At 71.7% G+C, this 18504-nt stretch carries 15 protein-coding genes; 10 read left to right on the top strand and 5 right to left on the bottom strand.

Features of this window, described 5'->3' with window-relative positions; genetic code table 11:
• Positions 1-552 precede the first annotated feature (552 nt).
• Positions 553-1410, bottom strand: coding sequence for a DUF5134 domain-containing protein (locus tag IE212_RS10320; RefSeq protein WP_229864187.1), 858 nt, complete (start codon positions 1408-1410; stop codon positions 553-555).
• Positions 1411-1790: 380 nt separating this feature from the next.
• Between IE212_RS10320 and pcaDC the strand changes: the two genes are divergently transcribed.
• From pcaDC to IE212_RS10295, 5 genes are all read left to right on the top strand, one after another.
• Complete coding sequence (pcaDC, locus tag IE212_RS10315; protein ID WP_190197452.1) at positions 1791-3098, top strand: bifunctional 3-oxoadipate enol-lactonase/4-carboxymuconolactone decarboxylase PcaDC; 1308 nt, start codon at positions 1791-1793, stop codon at positions 3096-3098.
• A gap of 33 nt (positions 3099-3131) precedes the next feature.
• Positions 3132-3767, top strand: a complete 636-nt coding sequence (locus IE212_RS10310) for an MBL fold metallo-hydrolase (protein ID WP_190197451.1) — start codon at positions 3132-3134, stop codon at positions 3765-3767.
• Positions 3768-3810: 43 nt separating this feature from the next.
• Positions 3811-4590 (top strand): exodeoxyribonuclease III, encoded by a 780-nt coding sequence (locus IE212_RS10305; RefSeq protein WP_190197450.1) that lies wholly within the window; start codon positions 3811-3813, stop codon positions 4588-4590.
• 249 nt (positions 4591-4839) lie between these two features.
• Positions 4840-5247, top strand: coding sequence for a DUF6278 family protein (locus IE212_RS10300; RefSeq protein ID WP_190197449.1), 408 nt, complete (start codon positions 4840-4842; stop codon positions 5245-5247).
• A 151-nt stretch (positions 5248-5398) separates the two neighbouring features.
• Positions 5399-6142 (top strand): amino acid ABC transporter ATP-binding protein, encoded by a 744-nt coding sequence (locus IE212_RS10295; RefSeq protein ID WP_190197448.1) that lies wholly within the window; start codon positions 5399-5401, stop codon positions 6140-6142.
• A 178-nt stretch (positions 6143-6320) separates the two neighbouring features.
• On the opposite strand, the gene IE212_RS10290 is transcribed toward IE212_RS10295, so the two are convergent.
• Positions 6321-7889, bottom strand: a complete 1569-nt coding sequence (locus IE212_RS10290; RefSeq protein WP_190197447.1) for a CocE/NonD family hydrolase — start codon at positions 7887-7889, stop codon at positions 6321-6323.
• 129 nt (positions 7890-8018) lie between these two features.
• On the bottom strand, positions 8019-8777 hold the full coding sequence (locus tag IE212_RS10285) for a hypothetical protein (RefSeq protein ID WP_190197446.1): 759 nt from the start codon (positions 8775-8777) through the stop codon (positions 8019-8021).
• 104 nt (positions 8778-8881) lie between these two features.
• Here IE212_RS10285 and ggt point away from each other — a divergent pair, with 104 nt between their 5' ends.
• Positions 8882-10687: a gamma-glutamyltransferase gene (gene ggt, locus IE212_RS10280; RefSeq protein WP_190197445.1), complete on the top strand. Its 1806-nt coding sequence runs from the start codon at positions 8882-8884 to the stop codon at positions 10685-10687.
• 48 nt (positions 10688-10735) lie between these two features.
• Here ggt and IE212_RS10275 read toward each other — a convergent pair whose 3' ends face one another.
• Positions 10736-13270, bottom strand: a complete 2535-nt coding sequence (locus IE212_RS10275; RefSeq protein WP_190197444.1) for an ATP-dependent Clp protease ATP-binding subunit — start codon at positions 13268-13270, stop codon at positions 10736-10738.
• 202 nt (positions 13271-13472) lie between these two features.
• Positions 13473-14240: a type I methionyl aminopeptidase gene (gene map / locus IE212_RS10270; RefSeq protein WP_190197443.1), complete on the bottom strand. Its 768-nt coding sequence runs from the start codon at positions 14238-14240 to the stop codon at positions 13473-13475.
• Positions 14241-14273: 33 nt separating this feature from the next.
• Here map and IE212_RS10265 point away from each other — a divergent pair, with 33 nt between their 5' ends.
• From IE212_RS10265 to IE212_RS10250, 4 genes are all read left to right on the top strand, one after another.
• Positions 14274-14525 carry a helix-turn-helix domain-containing protein gene (locus IE212_RS10265; protein ID WP_190197442.1) on the top strand — a complete coding sequence of 84 codons (252 nt, stop codon included), beginning with the start codon at positions 14274-14276 and terminating at the stop codon, positions 14523-14525.
• Between the two features lie 114 nt (positions 14526-14639).
• On the top strand, positions 14640-16199 hold the full coding sequence (locus IE212_RS10260; protein WP_190197441.1) for a hypothetical protein: 1560 nt from the start codon (positions 14640-14642) through the stop codon (positions 16197-16199).
• A gap of 170 nt (positions 16200-16369) precedes the next feature.
• The gene (locus IE212_RS10255) at positions 16370-17212 is read left to right on the top strand and encodes a nitrilase-related carbon-nitrogen hydrolase (RefSeq protein WP_190197440.1); all 843 of its coding nucleotides are present in this window, start codon (positions 16370-16372) and stop codon (positions 17210-17212) included.
• Positions 17209-18495 carry an aspartate aminotransferase family protein gene (locus tag IE212_RS10250; protein ID WP_190197439.1) on the top strand — a complete coding sequence of 429 codons (1287 nt, stop codon included), beginning with the start codon at positions 17209-17211 and terminating at the stop codon, positions 18493-18495. Before IE212_RS10255 ends, IE212_RS10250 begins: the two co-directional genes overlap by 4 nt.
• Positions 18496-18504: the final 9 nt, after the last annotated feature.

Below are 18504 nucleotides of genomic sequence, written 5' to 3'. Positions count from 1 at the left end.
CCCGGGGGGTATTCAGTAGCCCCATGTATACCCCCCACCGGTACCTTCTGACAAGCGTGAGCCGACCCGACTTGTCGCGGTGCGACGGCCTTCACCTCGCCGTCGAACGGCGGCGTTCGCCATGCGGCCGTCGAGTCGCGGTGCCGTCCACCGCGGATGCCGACGATCACCGTGGGGGTCATGGGCCGTCATGGGCCGTCATGGGCCGTCACATCCCGGCGACCACCGTGCATCCGGGCAGCCTCAGCAGACTTCAGCCCTGGTGTCGCCCTGCCTCGCGGCGTCGGTTCGAGAGTCGACCAGTTCCTGTGGCGCCTCAACCGTTCGCGGGCCGACCGCCGTTGAGCCCATGGAAGTGCCTGAGCCTCGCCCCGTCCTTGCCGCTGTCTCGTGATGGCGTTCGTGCTGTGCGCCGTCCTGCACGGTGTGCCCGAGGAGACGCGCGAGCCGTTGCCCGTGCCTGGCGGCCAGGACGCTGCGGACGTCGAGGCCGACGCTGCGCAGGAGGACCGTCGAAGGGGCTCTGCATCCGGGTCCGGTCGTACGCGAGGTTCAGCCGGCCATCATGGCCAGCATCGCCGCCATCGTGCTGCCCATGCCGATGTGGGACAGCAGTGCGGCACCGGGTGAGGTACCCGGCGCGCGTCGGCGGCGTCGGCCGCTCGCGGTCGCCTGGGAGCGGTGCTTCTCGTTCCTCGGCCGGGTCCTGTCCCATACGGAGACGGCCGGCGACGCGATGAACACCACGATCGCGTCGGGCAGGGCCAGAAGGCGGTGCGTCCAGCCGGACCGGCCACCACGGCGGCCCGGTGCCATGGCGGACCGGTCGGCGCCGCGGAAGCGGGTCCACAGGGACGCGGCGATCGAGAGCACGAAGTACACGGCGAGTCCGGCCAGGACCAGGCGCCAGACCGAGGCGGAGCCGGACGCCGCCGCCTGGGTGCCGGCGGAGGCCATGCCGTGACCGGCCGCCCCGGAATGGCCGTGACCTGACATCCCTGTCAGGCTCGCTCCCCCATGACCGTGTCCGGACGTGCCCAGGGCGAGAACAGGACCGGAGGCGCTGCCGGGCATGGCAAGCGTCATGATGACCATGGCCGCGCTGCCGAGGACGTGGTGTCCCCAGTGGCGGCCGTGGCGCCAGCCGCGTCGCAGCGTGTGCTGTACGGACAGCACGACCCCACCGAGACCGACGGTGGCGAACACCGTCACCCACACGATGCCGTGGTCCCCGAAGGACATCGAAGTGGCCGGCAGGAACATGGCGGCCATGCCCGCGGCCATGACCAGGTCGCCTCCCGCGGCGAACCGGGCTTCTCCGCTGTCGGCCGCCGCGAGCCGGGCCAGGCTCACCATGGCGACGAGCACGGAGACCGCCGCGAGTGACCAGGTCAGAGCCGGACTTCCCATTGCTGCCCTCCGTATCGGGCCGACCACTACTGATGCCCTTAGTACGTGACGGAGGCCGCAGACGTTCAGCCTTACCCCCGCGGGGTATATCGACCCCGCGGTCCTCTCGACCTGAGGGGCGGGTTCCAGCGGCCACGACCACCCGGACGGGGGAGGCTTGGACCCGTCGCGGCCTTCGAGCAGGGCCTCCATCGCCTCCTCCGGGGCCGGCCGCGACCCGCAGCGGCGCGGGGCAGCCGTGCGAGGTCGAGAGGCCGCCTGCTCGCCCTGGCGGATCACCCGCGCCGTTCGGCCCCGCACCGCATCTTTCACCTCATCCAGCCCGTATCCTCACGGCCCCCGTCATGGGGGCAGGCGTGATACATGAGAGGGTCTGAGGCGTGAGTGAGACACCGTCGAACACCCTGCAATACCGCTTTGACGGGCCAGAAGACGCACCTGTCCTGATCCTGGGCCCCTCCCTGGGTACCACATGGCACATGTGGGACCGCCAGGTCCCCGAACTGACCAAGCAGTGGCGCGTGTTCCGGTTCGACCTGCCCGGACACGGCGGCGCACCCGCCTACCCGGCGGGATCGGTCACGGACCTCGCCGCCCGGCTGCTGGCCACCCTCGAGGGGCTCGGCGTCCAGCGGTTCGGCTACGCGGGCTGCGCGCTCGGCGGCGCCGTCGGCATCGAGCTGGCCCTGCGCCACCCGGAGCGGCTCGCCTCACTCACGCTGATCGCCGCCTCACCCCGGTTCGGCACGGCCGACGAGTTCCGGCAACGAGGTGTGATCGTCCGTACCAACGGCCTCGACCCCATCGCCCGTACCGCGCCCGAGCGCTGGTTCACCGGCGGGTTCGCCGCCGCCCAGCCCGCGATCACCGAGTGGGCCGTGCAGATGGTGCGCACCACCGACCCCGGTTGCTACATCGCCGCCTGCGAGGCACTCGCCTCGTTCGACGTCCGGGCCGAGCTCGGCCGCGTCGGCGTACCGACCCTGGTTCTCGTCGGCTCGGACGACCAGGTCACCGGCCCCGCCGAGGCCCGTACGCTGGTCGCCGGCATCCCGGACGCCCGCCTCGCCGTCGTACCCGGCGCCTCCCACCTGGTGCCCGTGGAGCAGCCCGCGGCGGTCACCGATCTCCTGGTACGGCACTTCTCCACCGCCTGGCAGCCCGCCTTCGAGACCTCCACCGGCCAGACGGCCCTGCCCGCGTCGGCCGTCAAGCAGGTCCTGTCGCCCGCTCCGCCGCAGCCCCCGCAGACGGGACCGGTCGGCGAGATCGCCCCGGTGGCCGTGCCGCCTCAGGCCCAGGGACGGCCCGACCCCTACGACGCCGGGCTCAAGGTGCGCCGGGAAGTGCTGGGCGACGCACACGTCGACCAGGAGCTGGCGCGGGCCGACGACTTCTCCGGGGACTTCCAGGAGTTCCTCACCCGCTACACCTGGGGCGAGATCTGGGACCGCCCCGGTCTTGACCGGCGGACCCGCAGCTGTATCACCCTCACCGCGCTGGTCGCCGGCGGCCACCTGGAGGAACTGGCCTTCCACACCAGAGCCGCCCTGCGCAACGGCCTCACCCCGGCCGAGATCAAGGAGGTGCTGCTCCAGGCGGCCGTCTACTGCGGCATGCCCGCGGCGAACAGCGCGTTCAAGGTCGCCCAGCAGGTCATCCGCGAGGAGACCACCCCCCAGGAGTGAGCCCGCGGGGGAGCCCGGGGGCAGGATGGACGCATGAAGCTCACGAAGATGTCGCACGCCTGCGTCCGCCTCGAGAAGGACGGCCGGACCCTCGTCGTCGACCCCGGCGGGTTCAGCGAGGAGGACGCCGCACTCGGCGCGGACGCGATCCTCGTCACCCACGAGCACCCCGACCACTTCGACGAGTCCCGGCTGCGCGCCGCGATGGAGAACAACCCGGCCGCCGAGATCTGGACCCTCGGGTCCGTCGCGGAGAAGATCTCCCCGGCGTTCCCCGGCCGCGTGCACACCGTCGGCCACGGCGACACGTTCACCGCCGCCGGTTTCGACGTCCAGGTCCACGGCGAGCTCCACGCGGTGATCCACCCGGACATCCCGCGCATCACCAACGTCGGATACCTCGTCGACGGCGGCAAGGTCTTCCACCCCGGCGACGCCCTCACCGTCCCGGAGCACCCGGTGGAGACGCTGATGCTTCCCGTCATGGCCCCCTGGAGCAAGATCTCCGAGGTCATCGACTACGTCCGCGAAGTGAGGCCGCGGCGCGCCTACGACATCCACGACGCCCTGCTCACCGACCTGGCCCGCCCGATCTACGACCGCCAGATCGGGCAGCTCGGCGGCGCGGAGCACCTGCGGCTCACCCCGGGGACGTCGGCGGACCTCTGACGCCGGGACGGCGCTGTCAGACCCGCCGGGTAGGTTGTGGGGCATGCGCATCGCGACCTGGAACGTGAACTCGATCACCGCCCGCCTGCCGAGGCTCCTGGCCTGGCTGGAGAGCAGCGGCACGGACGTGCTGTGCCTCCAGGAGGCCAAGGTCGCCGAGGAGCAGTTCCCGTCGGAGCAGCTGCGCGAGCTGGGCTACGAGTCGGCGGTCCACGCGACCGGCCGGTGGAACGGTGTGGCGGTGCTGTCCCGCGTCGGCATCGAGGACGTCGTCAAGGGTCTGCCCGGCGACCCCGGGTTCGACGGTTCGGTCGAGCCCCGCGCCATCTCGGCGACCTGCGGCCCGCTCCGCGTCTGGTCGGTGTACGTGCCGAACGGCCGTGAGGTGGACCACCCGCACTACGCCTACAAGCTCCAGTGGTTCGAGGCGCTCAAGGCGGCCGTCGCCGGTGACGCGGCCGGCAGCCGCCCCTTCGCGGTGATGGGCGACTACAACGTGGCGCCGACGGACGACGACGTGTTCGACCCGGCCGCCTACGAGGGCTCCACCCACGTCACCCCGGCCGAGCGGGCCGCCCTGGCCTCGCTGCGGGAGGCGGGCCTGTCCGACGTGGTCCCGCGCCCCCTCAAGTACGACCACCCGTTCACGTACTGGGACTACCGCCAGCTGTGCTTCCCGAAGAACCGGGGCATGCGCATCGACCTGGTGTACGCGAACGAGCCGTTCGCGAAGGCGGTCGAGGACGCCTACGTCGACCGCGAGGAGCGCAAGGGCAAGGGCGCCTCGGACCACGCGCCGGTGGTCGTCGACCTGGACCTGTAGGCCGGACCCGGGGCGCCACGGCACGAGCAGTGGGCCCCGGCCGGGATCTCCACACCCGCCGTGCCGCCGGAGGCCGGCGCCGCCGGTGACCCGCGCGCCTCCACGCCCGACCCCCCGCACGGTGCTCGTGAACCGGATCCCCCGGACACATCGGCGCACGGCCGACTCCTCACTCGGCATGGACCCGACCGGAATCGCAGGCCCGCGCGCCTGTGGTGCGTACGGCGGTACGAATGACACGCTGGACGTATGAACATCCCTTTCCTGGGCAACCGGCGCCACAAGGCCGGGGTCCCCGATCCGGCAGGCATCGAGGAACTCCTCGCCGAGTGCGAACTGCTCCGCTCCCAGGCGTCCCGGGAGGGTGTCCGGCTGGACGACTCGACCGCCTCGCTGGAGGCGCTGGACCAGCTGGTGCCGCGCTGGCGGGACGACGAGGAGACGCTGGCCTGGCTCGGTAACGACGCCGGGCTCTACCTGGGCACCGTCATCGTGCGTTCCGTGCCGGGAGCCGCGTGGGAGATCAGGGCCGACGGGCAGCCCATTGTGCGGCTCGCCTCCGGCCGGGAGTTCGACGTGGTGGAGTCCGGCCACGAGTGGGCCGCCAACGGGGTGCCCGAGCTGTCCCAGCTGTACGCGGAAGTCGCGGAGGCGTGACGTCCGACCCTCAAAACCTCACACAACCTTTGGCCCAAAGTCCGCCGTAAATACGGCTAATGATCGAAAGGTGCGTGTCGCCCCGCACGGGTGACCGTGCCTGGATACGTTGCGGCAACCACCGCACAGCTGAGAGTGAGTAGGGCTGGGTATGGCCGTGGATCCGCTGATCGAGCTGCGTGACGTCAACAAGCACTTCGGCGAGCTGCATGTCCTTCAGGACATCAACCTCACTGTCGGCAGGGGAGAGGTGGTCGTCGTCATCGGCCCGTCGGGGTCGGGGAAGTCGACCCTGTGCCGGGCGATCAACCGGCTGGAGACCATCGAGTCCGGGGAGATCGTCCTCGACGGGCAGCCGCTGCCGGAGGAGGGCAAGCCCCTGGCGCGGCTGCGTGCCGATGTCGGCATGGTTTTCCAGTCGTTCAACCTCTTCGCCCACAAGACCGTCCTGCAGAACGTCTCCCTGGGACAGGTCAAGGTCCGCGGGCGCCGGAAGGAGGACGCCGACAAGCGCTCCCGTGAACTCCTCGACCGGGTCGGCGTCGCCGACCAGGCGGACAAGTACCCGGCCCAGCTCTCCGGCGGCCAGCAGCAGCGCGTGGCCATCGCCCGCGCTCTGGCCATGGAGCCCAAGGTGATGCTCTTCGACGAGCCGACCTCCGCCCTCGACCCAGAAATGATCAACGAGGTGCTCGAGGCCATGCGGCAACTGGCCCGGGAGGGCATGACCATGATCGTCGTCACGCACGAGATGGGCTTCGCCCGCTCGGCGGCCAACCGTGTCGTCTTCATGGCCGACGGCCGGATCGTCGAGGACCGGAGTCCCGACGAGTTCTTCACCAACCCCAGCAGCGACCGTGCCAAGGACTTCCTCTCCAAGATCCTCAAGCACTGAACGGACGGGCACCGGAAGGCCCATCGTGCCGAACCTCGACTACGATGTGCCCTTCATCCCTGTCGGATAGGGGGCTTCACCGAGTTCCGCCGAACCCGGCCGGGATGAGCAGGTCGCCCATCCGGCCCGCGGGTGCGGCGGTTCACATCGGCCAGGCCCGTCCGGCGGCAGCCGCAGATCACTGCTCGCGCAGCGGAACCGACACGTATGACGGGTCGTTCGCAGGCGAGGAGAAGGTCAGCTGCGCGCCGGACGGGTTGTGCTCGATGTAGAGCGGGTCGACCGTGTCGACGACCAGGGCGAGGCGATGCCCGGCCGGGACGTCGTAGGCCGTGGAGTACAGCTCCAGGTCCACGCCGAACGGCTTTCCGGGGGTGCGCCCGTGGAAGGTGTACGGCGCGTTGGTCACCAGCTTGCCGAGGCCGAGCGGCCCCACGTCGTAGAGGTAGGCGACGAGGGTGCCGCTCTCCTCGGTGGGGGTGACGGTGGTGTGCAACTTCGCCGTCCCGCGTACCTGTCGGGCCGTCTGGTACTTCTCCGACTGCCACACGGCCGCCCAGCGGCGGGGGAGGAGGGGGATGGAGGCCATCGGGGGCAGCTGGGCCACCTGGTCGAGGATGCTGGACAGGAAGACGGTCCCGCCGTCCGCGCCCGAGTTCACGTTCGCGCGGATCGTGGTCGTGCCCCCCAGGGCGATCTTCCGCTCGGTCGCGGCTGCCGACTTCCAGTCCGGATAGCCCTCGTAGCCGCCCGAGGAGCGGGGCTTGAGCCGAACGGGCTGTTCCCGGTCGATGCCGTTGTCCACACCCCTGAGGTGGTGGTCGAGCCAGCGCTCGGTGTCCTTCCACACGTCGTTGGGCAGCCCGAACAGTCCGGTGAGCTCGGCGGTGGCGTGGTCTCCGGGGCGCATCTCCAGCCGCTTGGGGCCGGTCAGCTTCTCGTAGAAGTCGGCGTACTGGTTGGGTGGGAAGACCGTGTCGCCCCAGGCGCCTGCGAGCATGACCGCCGTGCCGTTGGCGTTGATCTGGTCGACGTAGGTCACAGCGGAACGTTTCTTCCCCCAGGCGATCAGCTCCGGCTCCTTCGCCAGGTTGGAGGCGTAGAAGTCGTCGAAGGTCTGCCGGAGTTCGGCTCCCTGGCGGCCCGTCACCAGACTCGCGCCGTCCAGCAGGGCGGCCGCCTGGACGTGCTGGGTGCGTCCGCTGTAGATGGAGTCGATCAGGTCGGCCCAGCCGCTGAGCGCGGCGACCGTGCGGACCCGCTTGTCGTGCGCGGCGGTGAGCAGGCTGATGCCGGCGCCGTAGGAGACGCCCGCCATGCCGATGTGCCCGGAGTCCGAGGGTGTGTTGGCGAGCGCCCAGTCGATGACCTTCGAGGCGTCGGCCACGTCGGGCGGTCCGGCGACTTCTATCTCGCCGCCCGACTGCCAGAAGCCGCGCACGTTGTAGGTGACGACGACGTACCCCGAGTCGGCGAGTTTCTGCGCCTGGGCCAGGTACTCGACCTGGGGCAGGCCCCAGCTCGTGGGCATGACGAGCAGCGGGTAGCGACGCGTGCCGCCGGCGGCGGCCGGGGTGACGACGTTGGCCTTGAGGACGGTGCCGCCGTCGCCGGAGATGTCGACGAACCGGACGGGGTTCGGCGCCGCCTGTGCGGTGGGGGCGAGCCCGAGGGCGGTGCCGGCGACCAGGGTCGCCGAGACGACGCCTGCGGCGGTGGTGCGCAGAACCTGGCGGTGGTGTCCCACAGGTCACTCCTCAATCGTGTCAATGCAAAGTGACCAGACGGTAACCTCACCTCCTTACCACTGGTAACCCGTCGGTAAGTTACGTGCCAGTAACGATTGTTGAGAAGTGGAGGAGCTAGTGCCGGGGCACTAGGAGGCGCGGTGGCTGTTGCGCGGAACCGGAGCCGCGGGCAGCGGGGACTGTGCCGCCCGGGTCACGTCCGCCACCAGTTCGACGACGTCCGGGCCGTACGCCTGGGAGTTGATCACCTTCAGCAGCAGCACGAAGGAGCCGGCGCCGTACTTGCGGGCGAGCCGCTCCTGGTTGCGGGCGAGGTAGCGGGTGGCGGCCTGGTTGGTGATGGAGGTCTGGCCGCAGAACAGGAAGACGGGACGGGTGTTCTGGCTCCGCTCCGCGGTGAGCCGGGCGAGCAGCGCGTACTCCTCCTTGCCGTTCTCCACGCGGTAGCGGTCGGAGCCGACCTGGAACGAGCCCCGGTCCGGGCCGGGTTCGGCGTCGACGTTCACCCGCACCCCGGGGAGCAGGGAGGACAGGTGCGCGGCCATGCGGCGGTTGGAGGCCGGTCCGCCGACACAGAACTCGGTGCGCTCACCGAAGCCCTGACGTGCCGTGTCGTGCGGGAGGATCTGGGCGTGGGCGTTGCAGTCCTTGATCAGCGCGGCCAGTTCGAGGAGCGCGAACACGTCGTAGCGCATCACCGCGAACTCGGGTCCAGCCGCGCCCCGGTTCACCACCAGCAGCGACTCGGAGTTGTCGGGCAGTCCGAAAAAGGCCTGCTTCCGGCGGAGCCCCCGCTTCCACAGGTAGGTGCGGGCCACCCAGCCGATCGCGGCACTTATCCCCGCCGCGACCACGCCCAGGACGATGTTGCGCACGTCGTCATTCATGGGCGCGCATGGTAGCGGGCCCGACGCACCGGCGTCCGACGCGTTCATGACGCCGCCGTGGCGATGAATTAAGCTGCGCGAACGGCCCTTGACTGGAGGTGCGGATGCGTCGCCCTGTGGCACGGAAGCTGACGGTCCTGGCGGTTTCGGCCGCCGTGGTGATGTCGGTGGGGGCGTCGGCGCCACCCGTCGGCTCGGGCAACGGCGTTGAGAAGAAGCCCTTGGCCGTCGGCTACGGAGGCGCTGTCTCCAGCGTCGACCCGGACGCCTCCGCGGCCGGGATCGAGGTCCTGAGGCAGGGCGGCAACGCCGTCGACGCGGCCGTCGCCACCGCCGCCGCGCTCGGCGTCACCGAGCCCTACTCCGCCGGCATCGGCGGGGGCGGCTACTTCGTCTACTACGACGCCAGGTCCCGCACGGTCCGCACCATCGACGGCCGCGAGACCGCCCCGCTCACCGCCGACAAGAACCTGTTCACCGAGAGCGGCAAGCCCATCCCCTTCGCCCAGGCCGTCAGCAGCGGCCTGAGCGTCGGAACCCCGGGCACGCCCGCCACCTGGCAGACGGCACTGGACGAGTGGGGCAGCAAGGGGCTCGCCAGTGTCCTGAAGCCGGCCGAGCGGCTCGCCCGCGACGGCTTCACGGTCGACGAGACCTTCCGCTCGCAGACGGCCTCCAACGAGACCCGCTTCCGCTACTTCCCGGACACCGCCGAGCTGTTCCTGCCGGGCGGGCGGCTCCCCGCCGTCGGATCCACCTTCAAGAACCCCGGCCTCGCCCGCACCTACGCGGAGCTGGGCCGCGGGGGCGTGCGCGCGCTCTACCGCGGAGACATCGGCCGGGACATCGTCGACACGGTCAACAAGCCGCCGGTCGACCCCGACTCCGGCTGGAACGCCCGCCCCGGTGCCCTCTCCATGCGGGACCTGGCCGCCTACCGCACCAAGCTCCAAGCGCCCACCCGGACGTCCTACCGCGGCCTCGGGGTGTACTCCATGGCGCCGTCGTCCTCCGGCGGCACGACGGTCGGTGAGGCGCTCAACATCCTGGAGCGGACCGACCTGTCGAAGGCGAGCCAGGCGCAGTACCTGCACCGCTTCATCGAGGCCAGCCGGATCGCGTTCGCGGACCGCGGGCGGTGGGTGGGCGACCCCGCCTTCGAGGACGTACCGACCAAGGAGCTGCTGTCCCAGCGGTACGCCGACTCGCGCGCGTGTCTCATCAAGGACGACGCGGTGCTCACCAGTCCGGTGGCGCCCGGGGATCCGCGCCATCCGGCGCCCTGCAAGGCCGGCGGCAAGGCGGCTCCCACGACGTACGAGGGCGACAGCACCACCCATCTGACGGTGGCCGACAAGTGGGGGAACGTCGTCGCCTACACGCTCACCATCGAGCAGACCGGTGGCAGCGGCATCACCGTGCCGGGGCGGGGGTTCATCCTCAACAACGAGCTGACGGACTTCTCCTTCGCCCCGGCGAACCCGGCCGTGCACGACCCGAACCTGCCGGGGCCGGGGAAGCGGCCCCGGTCGTCGATCTCGCCGACGATCGTTCTCGACCGGCATGACAAGCCCGTGGTGGCGCTGGGGTCGCCGGGCGGGGCGACCATCATCACGACGGTCCTGCAAACGCTCACCGGATTCCTCGACCGGGGGTTGCCGTTGGCCGACGCGATCGCCGCGCCTCGGGCCAGTCAGCGCAACGCCGCGCAGACCGAGCTGGAGCCCGGACTGTATGACAACGCCGCGTTGAGGAAGCAGCTCGAAGCGATCGGGCACTCCTTCAAGGTCAACCCGGAGATCGGTGCGGCCACGGGTGTTCAGCGGCTGGCCGGTGGGAAGTGGCTGGCAGCCGCTGAGGCCGTGCGCCGGGGTGGTGGATCGGCCATGGTGGTGCGGCCCGTGCGTTGAGTGCCGGGTGCGTGGGCGTGGGGGTTTCTCGCGCGGTTCCCCGCGCCCCTATCGGGGCGTTGCCGATCCCCGCGTCTGAAAGGCCAGGTGGCCGTCCTCCACGTCCACCGTCACCTGGCCGCCCTCCTCGACCCTGCCGTCGAGCAGCAGTCGGGAGAGCTGGTTGTCGACCTCGCGCTGGATCGTGCGGCGCAGCGGGCGGGCGCCGTACTCCGGCTGGTAGCCGTGCTCGGCCAGCCATTCCACCGCTCGGTCGGTGAACGTCACCGAGATTCCCTTGTCCCGTACGAGGGAGCGGGTGCGGTCCAGCAGGAGGTCGGTGATCCGGCGCAGCTGGTCCGTGGACAGCTGGTGGAAGACGACGATCTCGTCGATGCGGTTGAGGAACTCGGGGCGGAAGTGCTCGCGCAGGGGGCGCAGGATCTGTTCGCGCCGGGCCGCCTCGTCGGCGTCGGCGCCGCCCGACGCGAAGCCCAGGGTGGCGCCGCGGCGGGTGATCGCCTCGGAGCCGAGGTTGCTGGTCATCACGATGACGGTGTTGGTGAAGTCCACCGTGCGGCCCTGGGAGTCGGTGAGGCGTCCGTCGTCGAGGACCTGGAGCAGGATGTTGAAGACGTCCGGGTGGGCCTTCTCCACCTCGTCGAGCAGCAGCAGCGAGTACGGGTGGCGGCGGACCACCTCGGTGAGCTGGCCGGCCTCCTCGTGGCCCACGTAGCCGGGCGGGGCGCCGACCAGCCGGCTGACAGTGTGCCGCTCCTGGTACTCGCTCATGTCGAGGCGCACCATGCGGTCCTCGCTGCCGAACAAGGCCTCGGCGAGCGCCCGCGCCAGCTCGGTCTTGCCGACGCCCGTCGGGCCGAGGAAGAGGAAGCTGCCGATCGGCCGGTCGGGGCTCGCGAGTCCGGCGCGGGAGCGCAGCACCGCGTCCGACACCACGCGTACCGCCTCGTCCTGGCCGATGACCCGCTGGTGCAGGTGCTCCTCCAGGCCGAGCAGGCGGTCCTTCTCCTCCTGGGTGAGGCTGCTGACCGGGATGCCGGTCTGCCGGGAGACGACCTCGGCGATCGCCTCGGCGCCGACGACCAGGTCCTGCCCCTCGTCGATCTCGCCGTCGCCGCCGGCCTGGGCGATCCGCTGCTTCACATCCACGATCCGGTCGCGCAGCTGGGTGGCCTGCTCGTACTGCTCGTCCGCGACCGCCTGGTCCTTGTCCCGGGTCAGCTGCTCCAGCTCCCGTTCCAGGGCCCGCAGGTCCGTGCCCTTGGTCCGGGCGCGCAGCCGTACCCGGGCGCCGGCCTGGTCGATCAGGTCGATCGCCTTGTCGGGCAGCCGGCGTTCGGTGAGGTAGCGGTCCGACAGCTCCACGGCGGCGACCAGCGCCTCGTCGGTGTAGCGGACCTGGTGGTGGGCCTCGTAGCGGTCCTGGAGCCCGCGCAGGATCTCGATCGCGTCGGCCGCGGTCGGCTCCGGAACCATGATCGGCTGGAAGCGGCGGGCCAGCGCGGCGTCCTTCTCGATCCGGCGGTACTCCTCCAGCGTGGTGGCGCCCACGATGTGCAGCTCACCCCGGGCGAGGGCCGGCTTGAGGATGTTGCCGGCGTCCATCGAGCTGCCGTCGCCCCCACCGGAACCGGCGCCCACGACCGTGTGCAGTTCGTCGATGAAGATGATCAACTGGTCGGAGTGGGCGCGGATCTCGCTGACGATGTTGTTCATCCGCTCCTCGAAGTCGCCCCGGTAGCGGGTGCCCGCGACCACGCCCGTCAGGTCCAGCGCCACCACGCGGCGCCCGATCAGCACGTCGGGCACGTCCCCCTCGGAGATGCGGTGGGCCAGCCCCTCCACGATGGCGGTCTTGCCGACGCCCGCGTCACCGATCAGCACCGGATTGTTCTTGCCGCGCCGGGAGAGGACCTCGACGGTCTGCTCGATCTCCTGGTCGCGGCCGATGACCGGGTCGATGCGGCCCTGCCGGGCCAGGTCGGTGAGGTCACGGCCGTACTTGTCCAGGGTCGGCGTGTTCGTCACGCGCGGCCGCTCGGCCTGCGGCGCCTCCTGCGTCTCGGGCGGGGTGGAAGGGGCGAACCGGGCCGCGTTCAGGATGTGCCCGGCGGCCGAGTCCGGGTTCGACGCCAGGGCGCTGAGCACGTGCTCCGGGCCGATGTAGCCGTAGCCGCGGGCCCGGGCCAGGTCGTGCGCGTCCAGCAGGGCCCGCTTGGCCGCGGGGGTGAGGGAGAGCGCGGTCGGCGGCGGTGCGTCGTCCGGGCCGTGCTGGGCGGGCCCCGACCGCTCGTCGATCTGGGAGGCCATCGAGTCCGGATTCGCTCCGGCCTTGCTGAGCAGGGTCCGGGTGGGCTCGGTGGCGAGCGCCGCCCGCAGCAGGTGCTGTGTGTCGAGGTCCCGGCTGCCGTGCTCGGCGGCGTACTGGGCCGCGCCGCGGACGAGTTCCCGGGCCGGCTGGCTGAGCAGTCGCCCGAGGTCGATCTGCCGGGGACCGGGACGCGGTCCGCCGAAGAAGCGTGCGAGGAATTCTCCGAAGGGGTCCGAGCCGTAGCCCTCCGGGCTGGTGAAGCCGCTGCTCATGGGCCTTCCGTTCCCGGCGTCCCCGGCGCCCGGGCGGGGGACGCCCTCGCTGGTCGACGTGCCGGGGTCGGGTAACCCGGGCGGCAGCCCGTTACACCTGGGGCGCACTCGTAGAACACCTTCGCACGATCGCCGGGGGAGGGCACCTTCGGGATGTATACGGAGAAAAAAGGCGGCCGGTGGCTCGCTTCAGCGGCTCGCTTCAGCGCTCGGTGAGGATCCTCGGCCCCGCGTCCGTGATCGCGACGGTGTGCTCCGCGTGGGCGGCGCGGGAGCCGTCGTTCGTCTTCAGGGTCCAGCCGTCCGGCGCCGCGTGGAAGCCGTCCGTGCCGCCGCCGATGACCATGGGCTCGATCGCCAGCACCATGCCGTGCCGCAGCCGCATCCCGCGCCCCGGCCGGCCCTCGTTCGGCACGGACGGATCCTCGTGCATACGGCGGCCGATGCCGTGGCCGCCGAAGCCGTCCGGGATGCCGTACCCCGCGGCGCGGCACACCGTGCCGATCGCGTGGGCGATGTCGCCGATCCGGTTGCCGACGACGGCCGCCCCGATGCCCGCCGCGAGGGCCCGCTCGGCGGTCTCGATCAGCCGCAGGTCGGCGGCGCGGGCGGTGCCCACGGTGAAGCTGAGCGCCGAGTCGCCGACCCAGCCGCCCAGTTCGGCGCCGAAGTCGAGGGACACGAGGTCGCCGTCGCGCAGCCGGTAGTGGTCCGGGACGCCGTGCACGATCGCGTCGTTGACGGAGGCGCAGAGGACGGCGGGGAAGGGGGTCGGGGCGAACGAAGGCCGGTAGCCGAGGAAGGGTGAGGTCGCCCCCGCCTCGCGCAGCACGCCGTGGGCCACCTCGTCGAGTTCCTTCAGGGAGACGCCCACGCCGGCGGCCTGCCGGGCGGCGGTCAGGGCGCGGGCGACCACCTGGCCCGCTTCGTGCATGGCGTCGATCGATGTGTCGGTCTTCAGCTCAACCATGCCAATTACTATACCGGTATTAGAATGGGGGTCATGGTGCGCACCCCTCTCACCCCCGAAGAGCGTGAACGCGGCGAGCGGCTCGGCCGGCTGCTGCGTGAGGCGCGTGGTGACCGGAGCATGACGGAGGTCGCGGCGTGCGCGGGCCTCTCCGCGGAGACCCTGCGCAAGATCGAGACCGGGCGGGCCCCGACCCCGGCCTTCTTCACCGTGGCCGCGCTGGCGGGCGTGCTCGGGCTGTCCATGGACGAGTTGCTGCGGCAGTGCGTGCCGGTGCCGGTCTGAGGCGGTGACCCGAGGGTCCCGCGCCGCATGTGAAAACTCCCCGTAGCACGCCCGTAACACGCCTGGTGTTGCCTTACCGGACGGAGTACCCGGTCCGGACGCGGGGGTTGAGCGATGGCGGCGGAGCAACTCCCCTCCGAGGTGCGGGAGTTCGCGCAGTACCTGGACGGTCTGCTGTCACGCCTGGACCCGTCCGGCGGCTGGTGCGCGGTGTTTTGGCAGCGTGACCCGGAGGGCATGCGGGCCTGTCTCGAAGGGCGCGAGCTGCCACCCTGGGACGTGGTCGAGGCGCTGCTCCAGGACCTCGCCGGGCAGTACGGACCCGGGGGCACCGGTCGGGAGCCGGAACGCGCCCGGTCCTTGCACGCGTCCGCGCTCGCCGCGTACGACGCCGAGCCGGGCGCCCGCGACGCCCTCGGTGACCGGCTCGACGTCATGCTGCGCGAACAGAGGTACGCCGCCGACCGCCGGGCCGACCTGACCCGCCGCCTCGCCTCCGCCACCACCCGCGAACAGGCCGACGCCCTCCGCCTGGACCTGGCCTGGGCGCAGGACGACCACGAACGCGCGACGGCACGGTGCGCGGAACTCCGGGCCCGGATGGCCGACCTGGACCGCCGCGCCGGGCACGCCGCCGGCCTGCCGGACGGGGCGGCCGGGAGGCAGGCCGGCGGGGCGGGGGCGCCCGGGGGCGCGGGGGCGTGGGTGTGGGCAGGGCGCTCCACCGAGGTCGGGGCGGGTGGGGCGCCCGCCGGGGTCGCCGTGGACGCCGGGGACGCCGGTGGTACGGGGATGGTTGGGGCGTCGGGTGGAGCCGTCGGTCCGGAGCCGGAATCCCACACCGACGACTACCCAGGCGGCCGGACCAGGGAAGCCACCGCGCCGCCCCGAGCCGTCTCCGAACCTCCGGCCGCCGAGATCCCCGCCCCCAAGCAGCGCAAACGCCGTCGCGGCGGCGCTCGCTTCGCCGGCCTGATCGAGGAGGAGGCCGCGCCGGTCGTCGTACCGCCCGCCGTCGTCCCGACGCTCCCCGAGCCTTCACCCGCCCAGGGGCGCGCCCCGCGCGGCGCGCGGTTCGCCAGGGCCGCCGCCGAGGAGGCCGTGGTGGAGCGGACGGATCCGTCTGGCGCGGCGGCCGCCGGCGCGGCGGACCGGACCGAGGTCGGGCGGACCGTCGAGACGCTGACCCGGCTGCGGCGGGAGGGGCGCAGCGGGGAGGCGCACGCGGTGCTGGTCGAGGCCGCGTCCTGCCCACCCGCCCGGTTCCCGCTGCTCGCGGACGCCCTGGAGCGCGCCGGGCTCGGTGCGGACTGGCAGACCCTGCTGTGGGAGGCCGCCTCGCTGCCCGCCGGACGGCTGGTCGCCGCGGCGGACGCGCTGAGCGCGGCCGGGCGCGCGGGCGACGGGCGGCAGATCCTGCGGCAGGGCGTCGCCAGACCCCCGCACGAGGTCGGGCAGGCCGTGCTCGGCCTCACCGCCGAGGGACGTCGCCGCGAGGTGCGCGCGCTGCTCGACGCGTACGTCAGAGCCCGCACCCCTCAGGAGGCGGCCCGCAGCGCCGAACCCGACCCGCAGCGCCTCGTGCCGCTCCTGCTGGAGGCCGCGCAGGGCGTGTCGGACGAGCGCCGGTGGGACCTGCTGCACGCCCTCCGGGTCGCGGGATTCCCCGCCTGACCGGCGCCGCCGCGGCCCCGGCGACTCACCCACAGGGGTGCGAATCGCGCCCGGCCCCGCGGGTTGGGGACGATGGTCTTGGCAAGCCCGTGCCGGAGGCTTACGTTCGTGGCTCTACGGCCCGCTTCTACGGGCGTAGAGGCGCTGACGTCGCGTCGAAGGAGCAGCTCATGGCCAACGTCGTACGTGCCGCTCTGGTCCAGGCCGCCTGGACCGGCGACACCGAGTCCATGGTGGCGAAACACGAGGAGCACGCCCGCGAGGCGGCCCGCCGGGGCGCGAAGATCATCGGTTTTCAGGAAGTCTTCAACAGTCCCTACTTCTGCCAGGTCGAGGAGCCGGAGCACTACCGCTGGGCCGAGCCGGTGCCCGACGGGCCCACCGTGCGGCGGATGCGCGATCTGGCGCGGGAGACCGGCATGGTGATCGTCGCACCGGTGTTCGAGGCGGAACAGCCCGGCTTCTACTACAACACCGCGGCCGTGATCGACTCCGACGGCGACTATCTCGGCAAGTACCGCAAGCACCACATCCCGCAGCTCAAGGGCTTCCGCGAGAAGTACTACTTCAAGCCGGGCAACCTCGGCTGGCCCGTCTTCGACACGGCGGTCGGCAGGATCGGCGTCTACATCTGCTACGACCGGCACTTCCCGGAGGGCTGGCGGCAGCTCGGCCTGGCCGGGGCCCAGCTCGTCTACAACCCCTCCGCCACCCACCGGAGCCTGTCGTCCCATCTGTGGCGGCTGGAACAGCCGGCGGCCGCCGTCGCCAACGGGTACTACGTCGCCGCGATCAACCGCGTCGGGCAGGAGGAGTACGGCGACAACGACTTCTACGGCACGAGCTACTTCGTCGACCCGCGCGGGCAGATCGTGGGAGACGTCGCCAGCGACAGCCAGGAGGAGCTCGTGATCCGGGACCTCGACATCGACCTCATCGAAGAAGTGCGGCAGACGTGGGCCTTCTACCGCGACCGCCGTCCCGACGCCTACGAAGGGCTGGTGCAGCCGTGACCAACGACCTGCTGGGCCGCCACCGGGCCGTGCTCCCCGACTGGCTCGCCCTCTACTACGAGGACCCCATCGAGATCACCCACGGCGAGGGCCGCCACGTGTGGGACGCCCAGGGCAACCGCTACCTGGACTTCTTCGGCGGCATCCTCACCACCATGACCGCGCACGCGCTGCCCGAGGTGACCAAGGCGGTGAGCGAGCAGGCCGGGCGGATCATCCACTCCTCCACCCTCTACCTCAACCGGCCGATGATCGAACTCGCCGAGCGCATCGCCCAGTTGAGCGGCATCCCGAACGCCCGGGTCTTCTTCACCACGTCCGGCACCGAGGCCAACGACACCGCCCTGCTGCTCGCCACGGCCTACCGGCGCAGCAACACGATCCTGGCGATGCGCAACAGCTACCACGGCCGTAGCTTCAGCTCCGTCGGCATCACCGGCAATCGCGGCTGGTCCCCGACCTCCCTGTCGCCGCTGCAGACGTTGTACGTCCACGGCGGCGTGCGCACGCGCGGCCCCTACGCCTCCCTCGGCGACGCCGACTTCATCGCGGCCTGCGTCGAGGACCTGGTCGACCTGCTCGGGCACACCCGCGCCCCGGCCGCTCTGATCGCCGAACCCATCCAGGGCGTCGGCGGCTTCACCTCCCCGCCGGACGGGCTGTACGCCGCCTTCCGCGAGGTGCTGCACGAGCGCGGGATCCTGTGGATCGCCGACGAGGTGCAGACCGGCTGGGGCCGCACCGGCGAGCACTTCTGGGGCTGGCAGGCCCACGGCCAGAACGGGCCGCCGGACATCATGACCTTCGCCAAGGGCATCGGCAACGGCATGTCCATCGGCGGAGTCGTCGCCCGCTCCGAGATCATGAACTGCCTGGACTCCAACAGCATCTCCACGTTCGGCGGCACCCAGATCACCATGGCGGCCGGCCTCGCCAACCTCAACTACCTGCTGGAACACGACCTCCAGGGCAATTCCCGGCGGGTCGGCGGCATGCTCATCGAGCGGCTGCGGTCGGCTGCCGCACAGGTCCCGGCCGTGCGCGAGGTGCGCGGACGCGGACTGATGATCGGCATCGAGATCACCAGGCCGGGGACCGACGAGGCCGACCCGAAGGCCGCGGCGGCCGTGCTGGAGGCGGCCCGCGAGGGCGGCCTGCTGATCGGCAAGGGCGGCGGCCACAACACCAGCTCGCTGCGTGTCGCCCCGCCGCTGTCCCTCAACGTCGCGGAGGCCGGGGAGGGCGCCGCGATCCTCGAGAACGCTCTGCGGAGCATCCAGTAGCAGTGCACT

This window comes from Streptomyces djakartensis, from assembly GCF_014651075.1.
GTDB classification, from domain to species: domain Bacteria; phylum Actinomycetota; class Actinomycetes; order Streptomycetales; family Streptomycetaceae; genus Streptomyces; species Streptomyces djakartensis.
This window is presented reverse-complemented; position numbering and strand designations above follow the sequence as displayed.